The organism is Actinomadura sp. WMMA1423 (genome assembly GCF_006547145.1).
GTDB lineage: Bacteria > Actinomycetota > Actinomycetes > Streptosporangiales > Streptosporangiaceae > Spirillospora.
In genome coordinates this window covers 8,360,954-8,385,688 of sequence record NZ_CP041244.1, presented here as the reverse complement: position 1 = coordinate 8,385,688, position 24,735 = coordinate 8,360,954, and the positions used below count along the sequence as shown (strand labels likewise).

General features: G+C 74.4%; 3 protein-coding genes. All 3 read right to left on the bottom strand.

The genetic code is table 11. The annotated features are described in order from the left end of the window. Positions 1-15: 15 nt before the first annotated feature. The 3 genes from FKD65_RS38720 to FKD65_RS38710 are packed head-to-tail and all read right to left on the bottom strand — an operon-like array spanning position 16 to position 24,334. The gene (locus tag FKD65_RS38720) at positions 16-3,966 is read right to left on the bottom strand and encodes a non-ribosomal peptide synthetase (RefSeq protein ID WP_168221317.1); all 3,951 of its coding nucleotides are present in this window, start codon (positions 3,964-3,966) and stop codon (positions 16-18) included. Next, entirely contained in the window at positions 3,963-11,669 is a 7,707-nt protein-coding gene (locus FKD65_RS38715; protein ID WP_240809817.1) for a non-ribosomal peptide synthetase, read from the bottom strand. Before FKD65_RS38715 ends, FKD65_RS38720 begins: the two co-directional genes overlap by 4 nt. After that, positions 11,651-24,334, bottom strand: coding sequence for a non-ribosomal peptide synthetase (locus FKD65_RS38710; protein WP_141584270.1), 12,684 nt, complete (start codon positions 24,332-24,334; stop codon positions 11,651-11,653). The genes FKD65_RS38715 and FKD65_RS38710 overlap by 19 nt, the downstream gene beginning before the upstream one ends. Positions 24,335-24,735: the final 401 nt, after the last annotated feature.

The window sequence follows — 24,735 nt, the reverse complement described above, 5'->3', positions numbered from 1 at the left end:
CAGTGGCTCGGTCGTTCAGTGGCTGCTGCGTAGCTTGTCGAGCTTGGCGGCCAGCACGGCGCCCATCTCGGCGGCCGGGCCCGGCTCCATGAGCAGGTGGTGGTCGACGTCGAGCGGGTAGTCCTCGATCTCGCCGTCCACGAGCGGGCCCCAGTTGGAGCGGCCGGTGGGCGAGTCCTCGGTGCGGCCGCGCAGCGCGGTGAAGAAGACGACGTCCCCCCGGTACCGTCCGGGCTCGTACTCCTCGGCCTGGCGGAGCCCGTTCTCGTAGTTGCGGTAGACGTTGACGAGGTCCTCCTCGCCGAGGGTGGCGAGCGCGTCGTCGCGCTCGGCGAGCACCGCCATGATCTGCGCCATGTCGGGGTTGCCGTCCTCGGCGACCATGCGGGCGTCGACGCCGATCGCCTCCAGCAGCTCGGGGAGGATCTCGCGGCGCTCCGACTCCAGGTCCTGCCCGTGGTAGGCGTCGATGAGGGCGAGCAGGGCGACCCGCTGCCCCTCCGCCTGGAGCCGCAGCGCCATCTCGTAGGCGACGAGCCCGCCGAGCGACCAGCCCGCGAGGTGGTAGGGACCGGACGGCTGGACGGCCCGGATCTGGGCCAGGTAGTCGGCCGCCATCTCCGCGATCGACTCCGGCAGCTCGGGCCGGGTGAACGCGCGGGCCTGGAGGCCGTAGATCGGCTGGTCCGGGCCGAGGTGCCGCTGGAACTGGAGGTAGCCCCAGGCCAGCCCGCCGGCGGGGTGGACGAAGAACACCGGCGGCCGGGTCCCCGACGTCCGGATGGGCAGCAGCACCTCGAAGCCGAGCCGGTCCGCGGGGTCGCCGACCCTGGTCATCGCCTCGACGGTCTGGTGGGTGAACACGTCGCGGGGGGTGAGCTCCACGCCCGCCTGCCGGGCCCGGGTGGCGAGCTTCAGCGCGGCGATGCTGTCGCCGCCGAGGTCGAAGAAGCTGACGTCGGCGCCGACGCGGTCGAGGCCGAGGACGTCCGCGACGATCCCGCAGAGGCGCTCCTCCTCGGGGGTGCGGGGGTCGCGCCCGGCGGCGGCCTCGCCGTAGTCGGGGGCGGGGAGCGCGCGCCGGTCGAGCTTGCCGTTCGGCCCGACGGGGAACGTGTCGAGCAGGACGAACGCGGCGGGCACCATGTACTCGGGCAGCCGCTCCCTGACGAACTCGCGCAGCCCCCGCCCCGCGCCGGACAGGCCCGCGCCGGTCAGGTCGGGGGCGGTCAGGTCGGGGGCGGTCAGGTCGGGGGCGATGACGTAGGCGACGAGCGTCCTGGTGCCGGGGGTGTCCTCGCGGGCGACGACGGCGACGTTCGCGACGGCCGGGTGCGCGGCGACGGCGGCCTCGATCTCGCCGAGCTCGATCCGGAACCCGCGGACCTTGACCTGGAAGTCGGTGCGGTCGAGGTACTCCAGGGTGCCGTCCGGCCGCCACCGGACGAGGTCGCCCGTCCGGTACATGCGGTCGCCGGGCGCGCCGAACGGGTCGGCGACGTACCGCTCGGCGGTGAGCGCGGGCCGCCGCAGGTAGCCGCGGCCGAGCCCGGCGCCGGCGATGTAGGCCTCGCCCGCGACGCCGGGCGGGACGGGCCGCAGCCCCTGGTCCAGCACGTACACGCGCATGTCGTCGATGGGGCGGCCCAGCACGGCGGAGGTCTCGCCGGGGTGGGCGAGCGGCGCCCGCTGCCCCGCGATGGTGGTGTAGGTGGTGGCCTCGGTGGGCCCGTACACGTTGCCGACCTCGGTGTCCGGGCACGCGGCGAGCACCTTGCGGATCGCGGCGGGGGCGCCCGCCTCCCCGCCGGTGAGGACCTCGCGGAGCCGCGCGAACGCCCGCGGCCGCTCGTCGGCGACGAGGTTGAACAGGGTCGTGGTGAGGAACAGGCCGGTCAGGTCCTCGGCGGCGATGATCTCTTCGAGGGCCTCGCCGTTCAGGTGGCCGGGCGGCGCGACGACGGCCGTCCCGCCGTGCAGCAGCGGCGTCCACAGCTCGTAGATCGACGCGTCGAACGCGTGCGGCGAGTGGACGAGGACCCGGTCGTGCGCCCCGCCCCTGAGCCGTCCGTCGGTGGCGAGGTCCGCGGCGTCGCGGTGCCGCAGCATGACGCCCTTCGGCAGGCCGGTGGAGCCGGATGTGAACAGCACGCAGGCGAGCTGCTCGGGATGGCAGGGGACGGCCGGGTCGGTCGCGGGCAGCTCGCCGAGGCCGGGGTCGTCGTCCACGACGAGGATCCGCGCCGAGGTGTCGAGGCCGGCGACGCGGTCGCGCATCGGCGCGTTGACGACGAGCACGGGCGCGGCGACCTCCGCGACCGCCCACGCCATCCGCTCCGGCGGGTAGCTGTGGTGGATCGGCGCGTACGCCCCGCCCGCCTTGAGCACCGCCAGCGACACCACGGGGATGTCGGCGGACCTCTCCAGGAGCACCGCGACGGGGGTGTCGCGGCGGACCCCGAGGCCGAGGAGCCGGTGCGCCAGCCGGTTCGCGCGGGCGTCGAGCTCGGCGTAGGTGAGCGACTCGCCCGCGGCCCGGACGGCGACGGCGTGCGGGGTCCTGTCCCGCTGCTCGGCGAACCGGGCGGTGAGGGTCTGCGGGCGCCGGGCGGTCACCGGGCCCTGCCAGGTCTCCAGGACCTGGGCGCGCTCCTCCTCGTCCAGGACGGCGATGCGGGCGAGCGGCAGGTCGGGCCGGTAGGCGACGGCCTCCAGGATGCGGACGAGGCGGCGCATCAGGCGGGCCGCGTCCTGCCCGGTGAACAGGTCGGTGCGGTGGTCGATCCGCAGGGACAGCCCGCGGCCCGGGACGGCGGCGAAGGTGAGCGGGTAGTGGGAGGCGTCGTAGCCGTCGACGTCGTGGAGGGTGAGTCCGCCGAGGTCGGTGCCGGCGGCGTCCGGGTCGAACGGGTAGTTCTCCAGGACGGTCATGGTGTCGAACAGCGTCCCGCCGCCGGTGAGGCGCTGGATGTCGGAAAGGCCGAGGTGGTGGTGCGGCATCAGCGCGGCCTGCTCGTCCTGGAGCCGCGTCAGGGCCTCGGCGACCGTGTCGGCGGGCCGGACGCGGACGCGGATCGGCAGCGTGTTGATGAACAGGCCGATCATCTGCTCGACGCCGGGCAGCTCCGGGGGGCGGCCGGAGACGGCGGCGCCGAACACCACGTCGGCCGAGCCGGTGAGGCCGCCGAGCAGCGCGCCCCACGCCAGTTGCAGGACGGTGTTGAGGGTGACGCCCTGGGCGCGGGCGCGCGCGCCGAGCGCGGAGGTGAGCTCCTCGGTGAGGCGGGTCCGGACGCGTCCGGGGGTCTCGGCGCCCGGTTCGGGCGCGCCCGGGGCCACGAGGGTGGGTTCGTGGACGCCGTCGAGGGAGCGGCGCCAGGCGTCCTCGGCGGCGGGGCGGTCCTGCGCCGCGAGCCAGGCCAGGTAGTTCTTGTACGGGGCGACGCGCGGCATGCCGGTGTCGTCGCCCTTGGCGAGGTAGAGCGCGAACAGCTCGGTCTGCAGGACGGGCGTCGACCAGCCGTCGAGCAGGATGTGGTGGTTGGTGAACACCATGCGGTGCAGGCCGTCCGCCAGCCTGATGAGCAGGAAGCGCAGCAGCGGCGGCCTCGCCATGTCGAACGGCCGGGCGCGTTCGGCGTCGGCCAGCTCGCGCGCCCTCGCCTCGCGTGCGGCCTCGGGCAGGGCGGACAGGTCCTCGTCCCGCCACGGGAGCCGGACCTCGCGGTGGACGACCTGGACGGGCGAGCCCTCCTTGCGCTGCCGGAACCCGGCGCGCAGGTTGGCGTGGCGGCGCAGCAGGGTCGCCGCGGCGGCGCGGAGCGCCCCGGCGTCGAGCGGGCCGCGCAGGTCGAACACGATCTGGGCGGTGTAGACGTCGCGGCCCGAGTCGTAGAGGGCGTGGAAGAACAGGCCCTGCTGTAGCGGGGACAGCGGGAGGATGTCCTCAAGCTGCGACTTGCTCAATCCAGCTCCCATTCGCCGTCGAGCTCGGCGGCGAGCTCGTCGATCTCCTCCTGGCTGACGTCCACCAGGGACAGGTCGGACGGGGTGAACCCGCCGACCGGCCCGTCCGCGGCGCCGTCCACGACGTGCGCGACGAGGCCGCGCAGGGCGGCGAACCAGCGCTCGGCGAGGTCCTCGATCGCGGCGGCGCCGAACAGGCCGCCCGCCCACGTCCAGGTCGCCGACAGCTCGGGGCCGCCCGGCAGGTCGCGGGTGTGCGCGTTGACCTCGATGGCGTGGACGAGGCCGAGCGCGCCGTCCTGCCCGGCGCCGAGCGCGTCGCTCTCGGCCTGGTCGGCGGGCCCCCAGTCGGTGGCCTCGGGCGCGGCGGAGCGGCCGAGGTAGTTGAACGCGATCTGGGGGTGGCTCGCGCCGCGGACGACGGGGTTGAGGTAGCGGAGCAGGCCGTATCCGATGCCGTTGTCAGGGATCTCGCGCAGCTGCTCCTTGACCCGCTTGAGGGCGGTGCCGACGGCCTGGCCGCCCTCGCGGACGTCGGCGGGCGACAGCCGCCCCGGGTCGAGCCGCACCGGGTGGATCGAGGTGAACCATCCGGCGGTGCGGGACAGGTCGACGCCGGGGACGACCTCCTCGCGCCCGTGCCCTTCGAGGTCGACCAGGACGGCCGTCTCGTCGCAGGCGCCGCGCTCGGCCCGCCATTCGGCGACGGCGAGGGCGAGGCCGGTGAGCAGCACGTCGTTGACCCGTCCGTGGAACGCGGCCGGGACCTCGGTGAGCAGCGGCTCGGTCACGTCGGCGGGCAGGTCGAGCGTGAGGTGCCCGGCCGTCGCGAACGTGTCGGTCTCCGGGTCCAGGGGGCGGGAGCCGAGCGCCGGGTCGGGGGTGGCGAGGACGTCGTCCCAGAGCGGCAGCTCGGCGGTCCGGGCGGGGTCGGACGCCTCGGCGGCGAGGCGCTGCGCCCAGCGGCGGAACGAGGTCGGGACGGGTTCGAGGTCTCCCCCGGCCCAGGCCGTGACCAGGTCCGGCAGGAGGATCCGCCAGGAGACGCCGTCCACGACCAGGTGGTGGAGGGTGAGCAGGAGGCGCCCGGACGCGGCGGGGCCCGCGTCGAACCAGACGAGCCGCGCCATCGTCCCGGCGGCGGGGTCGAGGCCGCGGCGGGCGGCCTCGGCCTCGGCGGCGAGGACGGCGCGCAGCTCGCCGGCGCCGAGGCCCGCGACGTCCACGCGGCGGACGAGGGGCGCGGCGTCGACGGTGCCGGGCTCGGTCACCTCGAACTCCGCGCCGCTCACGCGCAGGCGGAGCATGTCGTGGTGGTCCAGGACGGTCTGGAGCGCGGCGGTCAGCCGCTCCGCGCCGAGATCCGGCGGCACCTGGAGCAGCATCCGCTGGCTGTAGCCGTCGACGGGGCCGTGCAGCTCCTGGAACCAGCGCATGATGGGGGTGGGCGGGACGCGGCCGATGCCCGCGCCCGGCGCCTCGGTCTCGACCTGCTCGCCTTCGCCGACCGGCTTGGCGGTGGCGGCGAGCTCCTCGACGGTCTGGTGCTGGAACACCTCGCGGGGTGTGATGACCAGGCCGGACTGGCGGGCGCGGGAGACGAGCTGGATGGCGATGATGGAGTCGCCGCCCAGGTCGAAGAACCCGTCGTCGATCCCGACCCGCTCCAGCCCGAGGACTTCGGCGAACAGCCGGGCGAGGGTCTCCTCCTGCGGCGTGCGCGGCGCCCGCGAGGACACCTTCGCCGAGAAGTCCGGCGCGGGCAGCGCCCTGCGATCCAGCTTCCCGTTGGACGTCAGGGGCAGGGCGTCCAGCTCCACGACGGCCGCCGGGACCATGTGGTCGGGCAGTGCCTTCGCGGCGAAGCGCCGGAGCTCGGCGGAGTCGGCGCCGGACGCGACGACGTAGGCGATGAGCCGGTCGTCCCGGACGACCACGGCGGCGTCGCGGACGTCCTCGTGCCTGGTCAGGACGGCCTGGATCTCGCCGGGCTCGATCCGGAAGCCGCGCAGCTGGACCTGCTGGTCGCCGCGGCCGAGGTATTCGAGGGTCCCGTCGGGGCGCCAGCGGCCGAGGTCGCCCGTGCGGTACATGCGGGTGCCGGGCTCGCCGTGCGGGTCGGCGACGAAGCGCTCCGCCGACAGGCCGGGCCGGTTCAGGTAGCCGCGCGCCAGCCCCGGGCCCGCGACGTACAGCTCGCCCGGCACGCCGGGCGGGACGGGCTGGAGGCGGCCGTCCAGGACGTAGACACGCAGGTCGGGGATACCGGCGCCGATGGTGCTGCCCGCCGCCGTGGCCGCCAGGACCCGGTCGAGGGCGAGGTACGAGACGTGGACGGTGGTCTCGGTGATCCCGTACATGTTGACGAGCACCGGGGCGTTCTCGTCATGGCGGGAGTACCAGTCCTCCAGACGGCCCAGGTCAAGCGCCTCACCACCGAAGACGACATACCGCAAGGCCAGGTCGGTGCCCGGGTTCTGCCGGTCGGCCGCCATCAACTGGTAGAAGGCCGACGGCGTCTGGTTGAGGACCGTCACCCGCTCCCTCTCCAGGAGCGCGAGGAAGTCCTCGGGCGAGCGGGACGTCAGGTAGGGGACGACGACGAGCCTGCCCCCGTACAGCAGCGACCCCCACAGCTCCCACACCGAGAAGTCGAAGGCGTAGGAGTGGAACAGCGTCCACACGTCCTCCGGACCGAAGTCGAACCACCCCTCGGTCGAACGCAGCAACCGCACAACGTTCTGATGCGGAATCACCACACCCTTCGGGCGACCCGTCGAACCCGAGGTGTAGATGACGTAGGCGGGGTGGTCCGGCGAGATCGCAACGCCGAGGTCGGCGCCGGGCAGGTCGGGATCGTCCAGTCCTTGGAGATCTTCCGGGCGCAGGGTCAGGACGGGGCGGGCATCCTCGACCATGTACGCGATCCGGTCCTCCGGATAATCCGGATCGATCGGAACGTAGGCCGCGCCCGCCTTCAAAACCCCGAGGACCGCCACGACAAGATCCGCCGAACGCGGCAACGCCAAAGCCACGAACTGCTCAGGACCCACACCCCGCTCGACCAGACGACGCGCCAGACGATTCGCCCGCGCGTTCACCTCCCCATACGTCCACGACACACCCTCGAACGACACCGCCACCGCACCCGGACGAGCCGCCGCCCGCGCCTCGAACAGCGCCGGGATCGTCGTGCGCGGGACGTCGCCGCCCTTGCCGCCCGCCCAGCGGCGCAGGAGCGTGCGCCGCTCGCCGCGGTCGAGGATCTCGGCGGTGGTGATGGGCGCGTCGGGATCGGCGACGAGCTCGCGGACGAGGCGCTCGAACCGTCCGGCGATCGCCTGGGCGGTGGCCGGGTCGAAGAGGTCGAGGGCGTATTCGAGCCCGGCCTCGATACCGCCGGGCGCGCCGTCGTCGCCGTGCCGCTCCTCCAGGTAGAGGGACAGGTCGTACTTGGCGGCGCCCGCCGCGAGGGGTTCGGCGCCGCCGGTCAGGCCGTCCAGTTCGAGCCGCGCCTCGGGGTTGTTCTGGAACGACAGGACGACCTGGAACAGCGGGTGCCGCGCCATCGACCGCGCCGGGTTGAGGACCTCGACGAGCCGCTCGAACGGCAGGTCCTGGTGGGCGTAGGCGGCGAGGTCGGTCTCCTTGACCCGGTCGACCAGCTCGCGGAACGACGGGTCGCCCGAGGTGTCGGTGCGCAGGACGAGCATGTTGACGAACATGCCGACCAGATCGTCCAGCGCCTCGTCGGTCCGGCCCGCGATCGGCGAACCGATCGGCACGTCGGTCCCCGCGCCCAGCCGCGTCAGCAGCGCCGCGAACGCCGCCTGCATGACCATGAAGAGGCTCGCGCCGCTCTGCCGGGCGAGGGCCAGCAGTTCGGCGTGGAGTCCGGCGTCCAGTTCGAACGCCCGCGTCCCGCCCCGGTAGGACGCCTGGGCCGGGCGCGGCCGGTCCGCCGGAAGCGGCAGCTCCTCCGGCAGCCCCGCCAGAGCCTCGCGCCAGTACGCGATCTGCCGCGAGATCAGGCTCTCCGGATCGTCCTCGGAACCGAAGAGCTCGCGCTGCCACAGCGTGTAGTCGGCGTACTGGACCGGCAGCGGCGCCCACTGCGGCTCGCCGCCCTCCGCGCGCGCCGCGTAGGCGAGGATCACGTCGCGGGCCAGCGGCGCCATCGACCAGCCGTCCGCCGCGATGTGGTGCAGGACGAGCATGAGGACGTGCGCGCCGTCTCCGAGCGCGAACAGGCGGGCCCGCAGCGGCGGCTCCACCGACAGGTCGAAGCCCTGCCCGACCGTCGCCGCCAGCGCCATCGGGAGCGCGCTCTCGTCCACCTCCGCGACGTCGAGGCGGGGGCGCGCGTCGGCGGGGTCGAGGACGAGCTGCCGGGCGGTCCCGGACCGGTCCGGGAAGATCGTGCGGAGCGGTTCGTGGCGCGCCGCGACATCGGCCAGCGCGGCGCGCAGCGCGGCCAGGTCGAGGGCGCCCTCCAGCCGCAGCGCGATCGGCATGTTGAACGTCGCGGGCGCGCCCTCGAACCGGTTGAGGAACCAGAGCCGCTGCTGCGCGTACGAGAGGGGCACGACGTCCGGGCGCTCGGCCCGCACCAGCGGCGGGCGGACGTCCCCGCCGGCCTCGGCCAGCCGTTCGGCGAGGCCCGCGACGGTCGGCGCCTCGAACAGCGCCCGGACGGGCAGCTCGGCGCCGAGCGCGGACCGGATCCTGCTGACCAGGCGGGTCGCGGTCAGCGAGTCGCCGCCGAGGTCGAAGAACCCGTCGTCCACGCCGACCCTCGGCACGCCGAGGATCTCGGCGAACAGCCCGCAGAGGATCTCCTCCTGCGGCGAGCGCGGGGCCCGCCCGGCGGCCGCGCCGGTGTCGGGCGCGGGCAGCGCGGCCCGGTCGAGCTTGCCGTTCACGGTGAGCGGCAGGGCGTCGAGGACGGTGAAGGAGGGGACCATGTAGTCGGGCAGCCGCTCGGCGGCGTACCGGCGGACGGCGGCGGCGTCGACGTCCGGCCCGACGAGGTAGGCGGCGAGGCGGCGGTCGCCGGGCCGGTCCTCGCGGACGACGACGGCGGCCCGCGCGACGCCCGGGCATCCGCCGAGGACGTTCTCGATCTCGCCGGGCTCCACCCGGAAGCCGCGGATCTTGACCTGGTCGTCGGCGCGGCCGAGGTACTCGACCGTCCCGTCCGGCCGCCACCGGGCGAGGTCGCCGGTGCGGTACATGCGCTCGCCGGGTGCGCCGAAGGGGTCGGCGACGAACCGCTCGGCGGTCAGGCCGGGACGGTCGTGGTACCCGCGCGCCAGCTGCACGCCCGCGAGGTACAGCTCACCGGGGACGCCGGCCGGGACGGGCTGGAGCGCCCGGTCCAGGACGTAGGCGCGTGTGCCCCGGTAGGGGGAGCCGACGTTCGGGTGCTCGCTGAGCGCGAGCACCGCGTTCATGGTGTCGATGGTGGACTCGGTGGGCCCGTAGAAGTTCCGCGTCGTGAGGCCGGGGACCGCGCGCAGCTCCGCCCACAGGCTCTCGCTGACCGCCTCGCCGCCGAGGAGGAGCTGCGAGGGCACGTGCCCGCCGCCGTCCAGCAGGCCCGCCTCGCGGAGCGAGGCGAAGTGCGACGGGGTCGTGTTCACCAGGTCGATCTGCGCGCGCGCCACGTAGGCGGTGTAGGCCTCGACGTCGCGTCGCGTCGCGTCGTCGATGAGGTGCAGCTCGTGGCCGTACATCATCCACAGCAGGCCCATCCACGACGTGTCGAACGAGAACGACGCCAGGTGGGCGAACCGCATCCGGCGGCCGCCGGCGGCCTCGACCGCCGGGTCGAAGAACGCCTCCCGGTGCGCCTCGAAGTAGTTGAGCACGCCCGCGTGCGGGACGGTCACGCCCTTGGGTCGGCCGGTCGATCCCGAGGTGTAGATGACGTAGGCGGCGTTGCCCGCCCGCAGGCTCCGCACCCGTTCCGCGTCGGTGGGGTCGTGGGAGGGCCGTCCGGCGGCGTCCGGGAAGTCGGCGGCGGTGACGGTGAGCGCCGGGCGGCAGTCCTCCAGCGTGGAGGCGATGCGGTCGGCCGGGTACTCGGGGTCGATCGGGACGTAGGCGGCGCCTGCCTTCAGCACGCCGAGGACCGCCACGACGATCTCGGGGGTGCGCGGCAGGACGAGCGCGACGCGGTCCTCGGGCCCTATGCCCCGCGCGATCAGCTCGTGGGCGAGGCGGTTGGCGCGGGCGTTCAGCTCGGCGTAGGTCAGCCGGGTGTCGCCGCAGACGAGGGCGGTGTCGTCCGGGGTGCGGGCGGCCTGGGCCTCGAACAGCGCCGGGAGGGTCCCGGACGGGGCGTCCGCGGCCGCGCCGTTCCAACTGCTCAGGGCCGCTCGCTCGGCGTCGCCCGCCAGGTCGACCGCGCCGATCGCCCGGTCCGCGTCCTCGGCGAACGCCTCCAGGAAGCGGCGGACGCGGGCGAGCAGCGCCTCCACGGCGGGCGCCTCGAACACGTCGGGCCGGTAGTGGAGGCGGAGCGAGAGGGTGTCGCCGGGGACGGCGACGAACGACAGGGGGAAGTGGGTGGCGTCGTAGGAGTCGACCCCGGCGATGCGGACGCCGTTGAGGGAACCGTCCATGGAGGACGGGTCGAACGGGTAGTTCTCCAGCACCGTCATCGTGTCGAACAGCGCGCCGCCGTGGCCCGCCGCCCGCTGGATGTCGGTGAGGCCGAGGTGGTGGTGGGCGAGGAGCTCGGTCTGCTCGTCCTGGAGCCGCTCCATCAGCGCGCCGAGCGGCTCGTCCAGCCGGTACCGGACGCGGACCGGCAGCGTGTTGATGAACAGCCCGATCATCTGCTCGATGCCCGGCAGCTCGGGGGGACGGCCCGACACGGTCGCGCCGAACACCACGTCGTCCCTGCCGAGGAACCGTCCGAGGACGAGCCCCCACGCGCCCTGGAGGACGGTGCTCAGGGTGGCGCCGTGCCGGCGGGCGGCGCGGGTGAGGCGGCGGGTGGTGCGCTCGTCCAGCTCGGTGATCGTGCGCTCGGGGGGTTCGGGGGCGCGGGCCGCGGCGGCGGGGGCGACGAGGCTCGGCTCGCCGGCGCCGTCCAGGGCGCGGCGCCAGGCGTCCTCGGCGGCGGCGCGGTCCTGCTGGGAGAGCCAGGCCAGGTAGTTCTTGTACGGGGTGACGCGGGGCATCTCGGCGTCGTGGCCGCCCTGCACGTACAGCAGGAACAGCTCGGTCGCCAGGATCGGCGTGGACCAGCCGTCCAGCAGGATGTGGTGGTTGGTGAAGACGAGGCGGTGCCGCTCCGGGCCCGTCCTGGCGAGGACGAACCGCAGCAGCGGCGGCGCGGTCATGTCGAAGCCGCGCGCCCGCTCGCGCAGCACGACGGCGTCGGCCTCCGCGGCGGTGGCGGCGGTAACCTCCTCCCACGGCAGCTCGACGGTGCGCGGCACGACCTGCACGGGGCGCGACAGGTCCTCGTGCCAGAACGCGGCGCGCAGGTTGGGATGGCGGCGCAGCAGCGTCCCGGCGGCGGTCCGCAGCGCCGCGACGTCGAGGGGCCCCTCCAGGTCCAGCACGAACTGGGCCGTGTAGACGTCGCCGTCGCCGGCGTCGAAGAGGGCGTGGAAGAAGAAGCCCTGCTGCAGCGGCGACAGCGGCAGGATGTCCTCGAGGTCGCCCCGGTTCACTTCTTCTGCCTCCACGCGGTCTGCAACTTGTCGATCTCGCCCTGGTCCAGCTCCACCAGCAGGTCGGACGGGGTGAACCCGCCGGCCGCGCCGCCGGCGACGTCCGCGACCAGGTCGCGCAGCGCCGCGAACCAGCCCTCGGCCAGCTCCCGGACGTCGGCGGGGTCGAGCAGCCCGCCCGGCCACGTCCAGGTCGCCGACAGCACCGGGCCCGCGGGCAGGTCCAGGGTGAGGGCGTTGACCTCCAGGGCGTGCGCCATCGGCATGCGGGGGTCCTCCCCCGCGGGCAGTTCCTCCGGCGCGAGCGTCCAGTCGCCGCCCTCGTCGCCGCCCGCGACCCGGCCGAGGTAGTTGAACGCGATCTGGGCGGGCGGGACCTCGGCCAGCTCCTCGTCGCCGTCCACGTGGCGCAGCAGCCCGTAGCCGAGGACGTCCGGGACGGCGCGCAGCTGCTCCTTCACCTTCTTGACGGCCGCGCCGCCGGACGCGCCGCCCGCGTCCAGCCGGACGGGGTGGATCGAGGTGAACCAGCCGGCGGTGCGCGAGACGTCCACGCCGGGGACCGAGTCCTCGCGGCCGTGGCCCTCCAGGTCGACCAGCACGCCGGTGCCGCGCCCGCCGCGGCGCCTGCGCCACTGGGCCACGGCCACGGCGAGGCCCGCGAGCAGCACGTCGTTGGCGCGCCCGTGGAACGCGGCGGGCACGTCGGTGAGCAGCGGCCCGGTGACGTCGGCGGGCAGGTCGAGGGTGAGCGAGCGGGCGCGGGCCGCGATGTCGGCGCGCGGGTCGAGCGGGCGGTCCGCGAGCTTCTGCGGCGGGCCGTCCACGATGTCCAGCCAGTCCTCCAGGTCCTGGCCGCCGCGCTCGGCGGACGTGAGCTTCTGCGCCCAGCGGCGGAAGGACGTCCCGACCGGCTGGAGCTCTCCCCCGGCCCAGGCGGTGACGAGGTCGGGGAGCAGGATCCGCCAGGTCACGCCGTCCACGACCAGGTGGTGGAGGACGACGAGGAGGCGCCCCTGCTCGCGGCCCGCGTCGAACCAGACGAGCTGCGCGACCGTCCCGGCGGCCGGGTCGAGGCGGTCGCGGGCGGCGGCGGCCTGCTCGGCGATGACGGCCTGGACTTTGTCGCCGTCCAGACCCGCGACGTCGATGCGGGTGACGAGGTCGGCGGTGTCGACCGCCCCCCGCGGGCGGACGACCGGCTGCCAGCGACCGCCGTCCGCGTCCAGGCGCAGGCGCAGCACGTCGTGGTGGTCGACCAGGGTCCGGAGCGCGGCGGCGAGCCGCTCCGTGCCGAGCTCGGGCGGGGTGCGCAGCAGCATCGCCTGGTGGAAGCCGCTGATCAGGGACGCGTCGCCGTCCACCCGGTCCCGCAGCCACGCGATGATCGGGGTGATGGGGACGGGCCCGACCCCGGCGCCCGGCGCCTCGGTCTCGACCTGCTCGCCTTCGCCGACCGGTTTGGCGGTGGCGGCGAGCTCCTCGACGGTCTGGTGCTGGAACACCTCGCGGGGCGTGATGACCAGGCCGGACTGGCGGGCGCGGGAGACGAGCTGGATGGCGATGATGGAGTCGCCGCCCAGGTCGAAGAACCCGTCGTCGATCCCGACCCGCTCCAGCCCGAGGACTTCGGCGAACAGCCGGGCGAGGGTCTCCTCCTGCGGCGTGCGCGGCGCCCGCGAGGACACCTTCGCCGAGAAGTCCGGCGCGGGCAGCGCCCTGCGATCCAGCTTCCCGTTGGACGTCAGCGGGAGAGCGTCCAGCTCCACGACCACGGCCGGGACCATGTAGTCCGGCAGCTCCCGGCCGACGAACCGGCGCAGGTCGGCGGAGTCGGCGCCGGACGCGACGACGTAGGCGACGAGGCGGTCGTCCCGGACGACCACGGCGGCGCCGGAGACCGCCTCATGCCGGACCAGGGCCGACTCGATCTCTCCGAGCTCGATCCGGAAGCCGCGCAGCTGGACCTGCTGGTCGCTGCGGCCGAGGTACTCCAACTGGCCCCCGGCCAGCCACCGGCCCACGTCGCCCGTGCGGTACATGCGGGTGCCGGGCTCGCCGTGCGGGTCGGCGACGAACCGCTCCGCCGACAGGCCGGGCCGGTTCAGGTAGCCGCGCGCCAGCCCCGGGCCCGCGACGTACAGCTCGCCGACGACGCCCGGCGCAGCCGGTTGAAGGCGGCCGTCCAGGACGTAGACGCGCAGGTCGGGGATACCGGCGCCGATGACGCTGCCAGGCGCGGTCGCGGCGTAGGCCCGGTCCAAAGCCACGTACGAGACGTGGACGGTGGTCTCGGTGATCCCGTACATGTTGACGAGCACCGGGGCGTTCTCGTCATGGCGGGAGTACCAGTCCTCCAGACGGCCCAGGTCAAGCGCCTCACCACCGAAGACGACATACCGCAAGGCCAGGTCGGTGCCCGGGTTCTGCCGGTCGGCCGCCATCAACTGGTAGAAGGCCGACGGCGTCTGGTTGAGGACCGTCACCCGCTCCCTCTCCAGGAGCGCGAGGAAGTCCTCGGGCGAGCGGGACGTCAGGTAGGGGACGACGACGAGCCTGCCCCCGTACAGCAGCGACCCCCACAGCTCCCACACCGAGAAGTCGAAGGCGTAGGAGTGGAACAACGTCCACACGTCCTCCGGACCGAAGTCGAACCACCCCTCGGTCGAACGCAGCAACCGCACAACGTTCTGATGCGGAATCACCACACCCTTCGGGCGACCCGTCGAACCCGAGGTGTAGATGACGTACGCCGGGTGGTCGGGATCGATGACGATGCCGAGGTCGGTGTCGTCGTATCCGGCCGCGTCCAGATCGGCCAGGTCTTCCGGGCGCAAGGTCAGGACGGGGCGGGCGTCCTCGACCATGTACGCGATCCGGTCCTCCGGATAATCCGGATCGATCGGAACGTAGGCCGCGCCCGCCTTCAAAACCCCGAGGACCGCCACGACAAGATCCGCCGAACGCGGCAACGCCAAAGCCACGAACTGCTCAGGACCCACACCCCGCTCGACCAGACGACGCGCCAGACGATTCGCCCTCGCGTTCACCTCCCCATACGTCCACGACACCCCCTCGAACGACACCGCCACCGCACCCGGACGAGCCGCCGCCCGCGCCTCGAACAGCGCCGGGATCGTGGTCCGCTCAGCGGAGGGCGCGGATCCGCCCGCCCAGTCGCCGAGCAGGAGCGAGCGCTCCTGCTCGGAGAGGACGCCGGCGGTCCCGATGGCGGCGTCGGGGTCGGCGAGCAGCGCTTCGAGGTACCGCTCGAAGCGCTCGACCAGGCCGCGCGCGGTGGCCGGGTCGTAGAGGTCGAGCGCGTACTCCAGCTCGCCGTCGAGACCGTCCTCCCGCTCGGTGAGGATCATCAGCAGGTCGAACCGGGCGACCGCGGCGGTGAGCGGTTCCAGCTCGGCGCTGAACCCGGGCATCTCGAGCCGGGCCTCCGGGTTGTTCTGGAACGTCAGACCGACCTGGAACAGCGGGTGGCGGGCCAGGTGGCGGGGCGGGTTCAGCACCTCGACCAGCCGCTCGAACGGGACGTCCTGGTGGGCGTAGGCGGCCAGGTCGGTGTCCTTCACCCGCCCGACCAGCTCGCGGAACGACGGGTCGCCCGAGGTGTCGGTGCGGAAGACGAGCATGTTCACGAACATGCCGACCAGATCGTCCAGCGCCTCGTCGGTCCGGCCCGCGATCGGCGAACCGATCGGCACGTCCGTCCCCGCGCCCAGCCGCGTCAGCAGCGCCGCGAACGCCGCCTGGGCGACCATGAACGGGCTGGCGCCCGTCTCCTGGGCGATCTTCTGGAGGCCTGCGCGGACCTCGGCGCCGAGCCGGAACCGGGTGGTCCCGCCCCGGTAGGACGCCTGGGCCGGGCGCGGCCGGTCCGCCGGAAGCGGCAGCTCCTCCGGCAGCCCCGCCAGAGCCTCGCGCCAGTACGCGATCTGCCGCGAGATCAGGCTCTCCGGATCGTCCTCGGAACCGAAGAGCTCCTGCTGCCACAGCGTGTAGTCGGCGTACTGGACCGGCAGCGGCGCCCACCGCGGCTCGCCGCCCCCCGCGCGCGCCGCGTAGGCGGTGATGAAGTCGCGGGCCAGCGGCGCCATCGACCAGCCGTCGCCGCCGATGTGGTGCATGAGCAGCAGCGCGACGTGCTCCTGCGGCCCGACCCGGAACAGGTGGGTGCGCAGCGGCGGCTCGGCGGAGATGTCGAAGGCGTACCCGGCGGCCATGGCGAGCCGCGTCGGCAGCTCCGCCTCGGTCGTTTCGGTGACCTCCAGCTCGGGCCGCGCCGCGGCGGCGGGGAGGACGAGCTGGCGCGGCACTCCCCCGCTGTCCGGCAGGATCGTGCGGAGCGACTCGTGCCGCTCGACGAGGTCGCCGACGGCGGCGCGGAGCGCGTCCACGTCCAGCGGGCCGCGGATGCGCAGCGCGGTCGGCATGTTGTAGGTGGCGGACGGGCCCTCGAACCGGCTGAGGAACCAGAGCCGCTGCTGCGCGTAGGACGGCGGGAGCACCGCCGGGCGCTCGCGCGGTTCCAGCGCGGGCCGGACGGGCGCCGCGCCGATCGCGAGCAGCGCGGCGAGGCGCGCGACGGTCGGCGCCTCGAACAGCGCCCGGACGGGCAGCTCGAGGTCGAGGGCGCGGCGGACCCGGCTCACGACCCGCATCGCGACGAGCGAGTTGCCGCCGAGCGCGAAGAAGTCGTCGTCGGCGCCGACCCGGTCCACCCCGAGCAGGTCGGCGAAGACGGCGGCGACGGCCTCCTCGGCCTCCCCGGACGGGGCCCGGTACGCGGTCGCCGGAACGATCGCCAGCTGCGGCTTCGGCAGCGCCTTCGTGTCGACCTTGCCGTTCGGGGTGAGCGGCATCTCCTCCAGGACGACGACGGCGGCGGGCACCATCGACTCCGGCAGGCTCTCGCGGATGTGGGCGCGCAGCTCCTCGGGGTCGAGGGTCTCGCCGGGCGCGGCGACGACGTAGGCGACGAGGCGCTTCTCCGTCGGCCCTTCCGCGGCTTGCGGCTCCCGAGGGAGTTCGCTGGGGGCTCCCGGGAGGTCGAGGGCTCCGACGGTGACGGCGCCGCCGGAGGCGACGGCCGCCTCCAGGACCCGCCGGTACCAGCCGGCGAGCCTCTCGGCGGTCTCCCGGTCGAACAGGTCGAGGGCGTACTCCAGGGTCCCGGCGTACCCGCCCGCGCCGTCGCGGGCGTCCTCCAGCAGGAACTCCAGGTCGAACTTGGCGACCCCGGCGTCCACCGGCTCGACGGCGACGGTCAGGCCGGGCAGCTCGACCGACGCCTCCGGGTTGTTCTGCAGGGTCAGCATGACCTGGAAGAGCGGGTGCCGCGCCAGCGACCGCGCCGGGTTGAGGACCTCGACGAGCCGCTCGAACGGGACGTCCTGGTGCGCGAACGCGGCGAGGTCGGTCTCCCGGACGCGGGCGAGCAGCTCCGCGAGCGACGGGTCGCCGGAGGTGTCGGTCCGCAGGACGAGGGTGTTGACGAAGACGCCGACGAGGTCGTCCAGGGCCTGGTCGGTGCGGCCCGCGACGGGCGAGCCGATCGGCACGTCCGTCCCGCCGCCGAGCCGCGTGAGCAGCGCGGCGAGCGCCGCCTGCAGCACCATGAACACGCTGACCTGGTGGTCGCGGGCGAGGGCGCGCAGCCCGCCGGCCAGCTCCGCCGGGACCTCGAAGGCGACCTGCCCGCCCCGGTAGGACGCGCGGTCCGGGCGGGGGCGGTCGTGCGGCAGCCGGATCTGGTCGGGCAGCCCGGCCAGGGCGTCCTCCCAGTAGGCGATCTGGCGGGCGGCGAGGCTCGCCGGGTCGCGCTCGTCGCCCAGCAGCCGGCGCTGCCAGAGCGCGTAGTCGGCGTACTGGACGGGCAGCGGCTCCCATTCGGGGGCCTCGCCGTCGCGCCGGGCCAGGTAGGCGGTGATCACGTCGCGGGCGAGCGGCGCCATCGACCAGCCGTCCCCGGCGACGTGGTGCAGGACGATGAGGAGCAGGTGCTCGTCCTCGCCGAGCCGGTAGAGGTGGGCGCGGACCGGCGGCTCCTCCGCCAGGTCGAAGCCGCGGGTGGCGTCGGCGAAGAGGGCGGCGCGCAGGTCGGCGGGCTCGCTCACGGTCAGCTGCGGGTCGGCCTCCTCCGGTGCGAGGACGACCTGGTGCGGTTCGCCGTCCGTTTCGGCGAACAGCGTGCGCAGCGGCTCGTGGCGGGCGACGACGTCGCGCAGCGCCTCCCGCATCGCCTCCGGGTCGACCGCGCCGGTGAGGCGCAGCGGGATCGGCATGTTGTAGGTGGCGGTGAGCCCCTCGAGCCGGTTCAGGAACCAGAGCCGCTCCTGCGCGTGGGACACCGGCAGCGGCACGGGGCGCTCCAGCGCGCGCAGAACAGGGCGCCCGGCGTCCCCGGCGGAGGCGATGTAGTCGGCGAGGCCCGCGACGGTCGGGGCCTCGAACAGCGCCCGGACCGGCAGCTCCACGTCCAGCGCCGCCCGGGCGCGGGCGACGACGCGGGTCGCCTTGAGCGAGTCGCCGCCGTGCTCGAAGAACCCGTCGTCGACGCCGACCCGCTCCAGGCCGAGGACGTCGGCGAAGATCCCGCAGAGGATCTCCTCGCGGGCGTCGCGGGGGCCGCGGTCGGTGAGGGAGGCGGCGAAGTCCGGCTCGGGGAGCGCGGCGCGGTCGAGCTTGCCGTTCGGGGTGAGCGGCATCTCCTCCAGCACGACGATCGCGGACGGCACCATGTAGTCCGGCAGCGTCCCGGCGACGAAGGCGCGCAGCTCGGCCGCGTCCGCGGAGCCGACGACGTACCCGGCGAGGACGGTGTCGCCGACCGCGTCGCGGCGCGCGACCACGACGCTCTGCGTCACGGCCGGGTGCGCGGACAGCGCCGTCTCGATCTCGCCCGGCTCGATCCGGAACCCGCGCACCTTCACCTGGTGGTCGAGGCGGCCGAGGTACTCGATGTGGCCGGCGCGGTTCCAGCGGACGAGGTCGCCCGTCCGGTACATCCGCTCGCCCGGCCCGCCGAACGGGCACGCGACGAACCGGTCCGCGGTCAGGCCGGGGCGGCGCAGGTAGCCGCGGGCGAGGCCGTCGCCCGCGAGGTACAGCTCGCCGGGCACGCCGACGGGGACGGGGCCGAGCCGGTCGTCCAGCACGTAGGCGCGGGTGTTGGCCATCGGGCGGCCGATCGGCGCCAGGCCCTCGGTGTTGCCGTCGTCGTACCACCCGGTGACGAAGATCGTCGCCTCGGTGGGGCCGTAGATGTTGGAGACGCGGGCGTCCGGCAGCAGCGCCCGGACGTCCCGGACGAGCTGCGGCGGCAGCGCCTCGCCGCCGAGCGCCACGTCCCCGGCCTCCAGGCGCAGCCCGCCGCGCGCCAGCAGCGCCGACACCGCGGACGGTACGCCGCTGATGAGCGTCCCGGACCAGCCGCCGCGCTCGGCGACCTCCAGCAGGTCCCGCACGACCTCGATCTGGCCGCCGACGGTGAGCGGCACCAGCCACTCGAACACCGACACGTCGAAGTTCAGCGACGTGGAGAACAGCACGCGCGCCATCCGGGCGGGCCCGTAGCTCGCCATCGACTCCGCGCAGAAGTCCACGACGTTGGCGTGGGAGATGACGACGCCCTTGGGGCGCCCGGTCGACCCGGACGTGTAGATGACGTACGCGGGGTTCGCGGGGAGCAGCGGCCGGACCCGATCGGCGTCGGTGACGTCGTCGCCGCTCATGCCGTCCAGCGCGAGCGCGTCGAGTTCGACACGGGGGGCGCTTTCGGGCAGGTCCGCGTCCCGCGTGGTGATGACGCAGGCGGGGGCGGCGTCCTCCAGCATGTAGGCGATGCGGTCGGCCGGGTAGGCCAGGTCGATCGGCTGGTAGGCCGCACCCGCCTTCAGCACGGCCAGCGTCGCGACGACCAGGTTCTCGTCGCGCGGCAGCGCGAGGGCGACGAAGTCCTCGGTTCCGACGCCGCGCCCGATGAGGTGGCGGGCGAGGCGGTTCGCGCGGGCGTTCAGCTCGGCGTAGGTGAGGCTCGTCCGGCCGGCGACCACGGCGGTGGCGTCCGGCGTCCGCGCGGCCTGCGCCTCGACGAGGTCGGGGACGACGGCGGGGGCGACCGGCAGGGCGGTGTCGTTCCAGCGGCGCAGGACGGTGTCGCGTTCGTCGTCGTCCAGCAGGTCGACGGCGCTGAGCGGCAGCGACGGGTCGGCGGCGACCTGCGCCAGCAACCGCTCCAGCCTGGCCGCCATCGCCGCGGCGGTGGCGGGGTCGAACAGGTCGAGCGCGTACTCCAGGCGGCAGTCGATCCCGGCCGGGGCGCCGGACGCGTCCCGCGTCTCGTCCACCAGGAGCGCGAGGTCGAAGCGGGACACGCCCGGGTCGACCGGCTCCAGCGCGACCGTCAGGCCGGGCAGCTCGACCCGCGCGGCCGGGTTGTTCTGGATGGAGATCATCGCCTGGAACAGCGGGTGCCGCGCCATCGACCGCTGCGGGTTCAGCACCTCGACGAGCCGCTCGAACGGGACGTCCTGGTGCGCGAACGCGGCGAGGTCGGCCTCGCGGACGCGGGCGAGCAGCTCGGCGAACGTCGGGTCCCCCGAGGTGTCGGTCCGCAGGACGAGCGTGTTGACGAACACGCCGACCAGGTCGTTCAGGGCCTCGTCGGAGCGGCCCGCGACCGGCGATCCGATCGGCACGTCCGTCCCGGCGCCGAGCCGGGTGAAAAGCCCGGCGAGCGCGGCCTGCAACACCATGAACAGGCTGGCGCGGTGGTCGCGGCCGAGCGCGGCGAGGGCCTCGTGCAGGGCAGCCGGGAGGGTGAACGGGTGCTGGGCGCCGCGGTAGGTGGCGCGCGGCGGGCGCGGCCGGTCGGCGGGCAGCGCCAGCTCCTCGGGCAGGCCCGCGAGGGCCCGGCGCCAGTAGGCCAGCTGCGTGCTGATCACGCTGCCCGGGTCGTCCTCGCCGCCGAGGACGTCCCGCTGCCAGAGGGCGTAGTCGGCGTACTGGACCGGCAGCGGCTCCCAGTGCGGCTCGGTTCCGGCGGCGCGGGCGGCGTAGGCGGTGATGAGGTCGGCGGCGAGCGGCTCCATCGACCAGCCGTCCCCGGCGATGTGGTGCATCACGAGCAGCAGCAGGTGGTCGTCCTCGGCGACGCGGAACACGTGCGCGCGGACGGGCGGCTCGGCCGTCAGGTCGAACCCGCGCGTCGCGGCCTCGAACACCGCGGCGTGGAGACCGTCGAGGGAGCCGTTTCCCTGTGGGGGGGCGACCCCCCACTCCCCCCGGAGGGGGGAGAGATCGGCGAACTCCGGCTCGACCTCGATGTCCTCGGGGGCGAGGATCCGCTGGTACGGCTCGCCCTCAACCTGCACGAACACCGTGCGCAGCGCCTCGTGGCGCGCCATCATGTCGCGCATCGCGGCGCGGACGGCGGCGAGGTCCAGCTCGCCGGTCAGCCGCAGCGGGATCGGGATGTGGTAGGTCGCGTTCGGGCCTTCGAGGTCGTGGATGAACCACAGGCGCCGCTGCGCGTACGACACGGGCACGAGGCCGGGGCGCTCGGACGGCACGAGCTTCGGCCTGGCGTCGCCCTCGGCCTCCTCCAGCAGGGCCGCGAGCGCGGCGACGGTCGGCGCCTCGAACAGCGCGCGGACGCCGAGGTCGGCGCCCAGCGCCGCGCGGGCCCGCGCCACCACGCGGGTCGCCTTGAGGGAGTCGCCGCCGAGGTCGAAGAAGTTGTCGTCGATCCCCACCCGCTCCGCGCCGAGGACGTCGGCGAAGACGGCGCACAGCGCCTCCTCGCGGGCGTCGCGCGGCTCGCGCCCGCCGCCCGGCGCGGACAGGTCGGGCGCGGGGAGGGCGGCCCGGTCGAGCTTGCCGTTCGGGTTCAGCGGCATCTCGTCCAGGACGACGATCGCCGAAGGGACCATGTAGTCGGGCAGCACGGAGGCTGCGGAGCGCCTGAGGTCGGCGGGGTCCGCCCCGTCCGACACGACGTAGGCGACGAGGACGGTGTCGCCCGCGTTGTCCCGGCGCGCGACGACCACGCTCTGCGTCACGGCCGGGTGCGCGGACAGCGCCGTCTCGATCTCGCCCGGTTCGATCCGGAACCCGCGGACCTTCACCTGGTGGTCGAGGCGGCCGAGGTACTCGATGCGGCCCTGGTCGTCCCAGCGCACTAGGTCGCCCGTCCGGTACATGCGCCCGCCCGGCTCCCCGTAGGGGCAGGCCACGAACCGGTCGGCGCTCAGGCCGGGGCGGCGCAGGTACCCGCGCGCGAGGCCCTCGCCCGCGAGGTACAGCTCGCCGGGCACGCCCGCCGGGACGGGCCGCAGCGACGCGTCCAGCACGTAGGCGCGGGTGTTGGCGATCGGGCCGCCGATCGGGGCGCGGCCCGCGGCGTTGCCGTCGTCGAACCAGGCCGCGGCGTAGACGGTCGCCTCGGTCGGGCCGTAGATGTTGGAGATGCGCGCGTCCGGCAGGAGGGCGCGCAGGTCCTGGACGAGCCGCGCAGGGAGCGCCTCCCCCGCCAGCACCACCTCGCCCGCGCGCAGGTCGAGGGAACCGGTCGCCAGCAGGGCGGACATCGCCGACGGGACGCCGCTGACCAGCGTGCCGGACCAGCCGCCGCGCTCGGCGACCTCCAGCAGGTCGCGGACGACCTCGATGTGGCCGCCGGCGGTGAGCGGGGTCAGCCACTCGAAGACCGACACGTCGAAGTTGAGGGAGGTGGAGAACAGCACGCGGGCGAGCCGCTCGGGCCCGAAGTCCTGCCTCGCCCACGCGCACAGGTCGACGGCGTTGGCGTGGGACACGACGACGCCCTTCGGACGTCCCGTCGAACCCGAGGTGTAGATGACGTAGGCCGCGTTGCCCGGGCGCAGCGGCCGGACGCGGTCGGCGTCGGTCGGGCTCGCCGCCGGGTGGGCCGCGAGGTCGAGGGCGTCCAGCAGGACGCGCGGCGTCGGGCCCGGCAGGTCGGCGCCGGACGTCGTGATGACGCAGGCCGGGGCGGCGTCCTCCAGCATGTAGGCGACGCGGTCGGCCGGGTAGGCCAGGTCGATCGGCTGGTAGGCGGCGCCCGCCTTCAGCACGGCCAGCGCCGCGACGACCAGGTTCTCGTCGCGAGGCAGCGCGAGCGCGACGAAGTCCTCGGCACCGACGCCGCGCCCGATCAGGTGGTGGGCGAGCCGGTTCGCGCGCTCGTCCAGCTCCCGGTAGGTGAGGGTCGTGCGGCCGCCGGTGAGCGCGGGGGCGTCCGGGGTGCGGGCGGCCTGCGCCTCGAACAGGTCGGGGACGACGGCGGGCTCGACGGGCGCCGCCGTGTCGTTCCACTCCTCCAGCACGCGGGCCCGCTCCGCGTCGTCGAGGAGCTCGACATCGCGGAGCGGCGTGGCCGGGTCGACGTCGACGAGCGCGCCGAGGAACCGGATGTAGCGGTCCAGGTGCGCGGCCACCTGGCTCTCGGCGTACAGGTCCGGGTGCGCCTCGAAGTCGACGCGCATGCCGGCGCCGTCGAAGTTGTCGTAGATGTTGATCGACAGGTCGTCGATCGGGCCGGTGGTGAGCGCGTGCATCCGCGCCGGCAGGCCCGCGAAGTCCAGCCGGTAGTCGAACGCCATGATGTTGATGACCGGCCCGTAGAGGCGGCGGCGCTCGCCGAGCAGCTTCAGGTCGCGCAGCAGGTCCTCGCGCCGGTAGCGCTGGTGGCGCAGCGCCCGCGCGCTCGCCCGCGTCGCGGCGCGGACCAGTTCGTCCACCGTCATGCCGGGGCGGACCTGGACCCGCAGCGGCAGGATCGTCGCGAGCATCGCCGGTGTCTCCAGCGCGATCTGCGACGTGCGGCCGGAGACGGCGAGGCCGAGGACGACGTCCTCGGTGCCGGTCATCCGCGCCACGTACGCGGCCGTCGCCGCGATCGCGAGGCCCTGCGTGGCGGTGCGGAGCCGGCGCGCCCCGGCGGCCAGCTCGGCGGTCCGCTCCGGCGGGACGACCGAGACGAGGCTCAGGTAGTCGGCGGTCGGCTCGGCCATCTCGTCCGACAGCGACACCGCGACCGGCCGGTCCGCGAACCGCTCGGTCCAGTAGGCGCGGTCCCGCTCGAACTTCTCCGACGCCCGGTAGGCCTCCTCCTCGGCGAGGACCCTGTGGTAGTCGCCCTGCTCCGCGGGGACGTACTCGCCGCCGTTCGCCAGCGCCGTGTAGATCTCGGCGGCGCGGCGGCTGATGATCGATCCGCTGTAGGCGTCCTGGATCACGTGGTGCGCGCGGATGAACCAGCGGTGCAGGTCCGGGGCCAGCCGCAGCAGGGCCGTGGAGTACAGGCGCTCGGCGTCCAGCGGCAGCGGCTCGGCCATCGCCTCCCGGATCCACGCCCGCGCGGCGGCGTCCGGGTCGGGCTCCCCGGACAGGTCCACGAGCGGGATCGCGGCGGTCGCGTCCGGGTCGAGCACCTGGTGCGGCAGGCCGTCCCGCTCGGCGAGCCGGGCGTTCATCCCGAGCGCCTCGTGGGCGGCGATGCGCGCCACCCGGTCGAACAGCTCGGGGTCGACCGGGCCCTCGATCTCGATGTACTGCGCGATGTGGATCGGCGTCGCGGGCGCCAACTGCTGCGCGTACCAGACGCTCTGCTGAGCGGCCGAAAGGGGAACGTACTCGGTGGACATCAAGCGGTGCTTTCCCGGTCGCAGGGGGTTTTCTTAACGCCCGGTTTCGGGTCCGGCAACGCGCCGGCGGGCAGAAATTCAAAGAGAATGACCACAGAACTGATCGGGTTTCCCCGTCCCCTTTCACCCCGAGTTCCCTCCGGGGGACGCGATCGCCCGCGCGATCCCGGAGTCAACGCCCTGTGTTCCGGCCAATACGGAGCGCCGCCGCTTTGCGCCCTTGCCCGTCTTCCGCCCGCGTCCCGCGTTCTACTCAGGAGTAGCGGGGTCACAGTCAACCAGCCGGTCACATGCCTCGCAATCCCCTCAAAAGCAGAACTTGGGGCACCCCATTGCTAACAGGAGTGACAAAACCATCGGCTGTCAGGGCGGCCTCGGCGGCGGGACGCTCGGCCTACGAC

What these genes read in the sequence shown, in the direction of transcription:
- FKD65_RS38710 (WP_141584270.1), bottom strand. Translation starts at nt 24,334, where the DNA reads ATGTCCACCGAGTACGTTCCCCTTTCGGCCGCTCAGCAGAGCGTCTGG.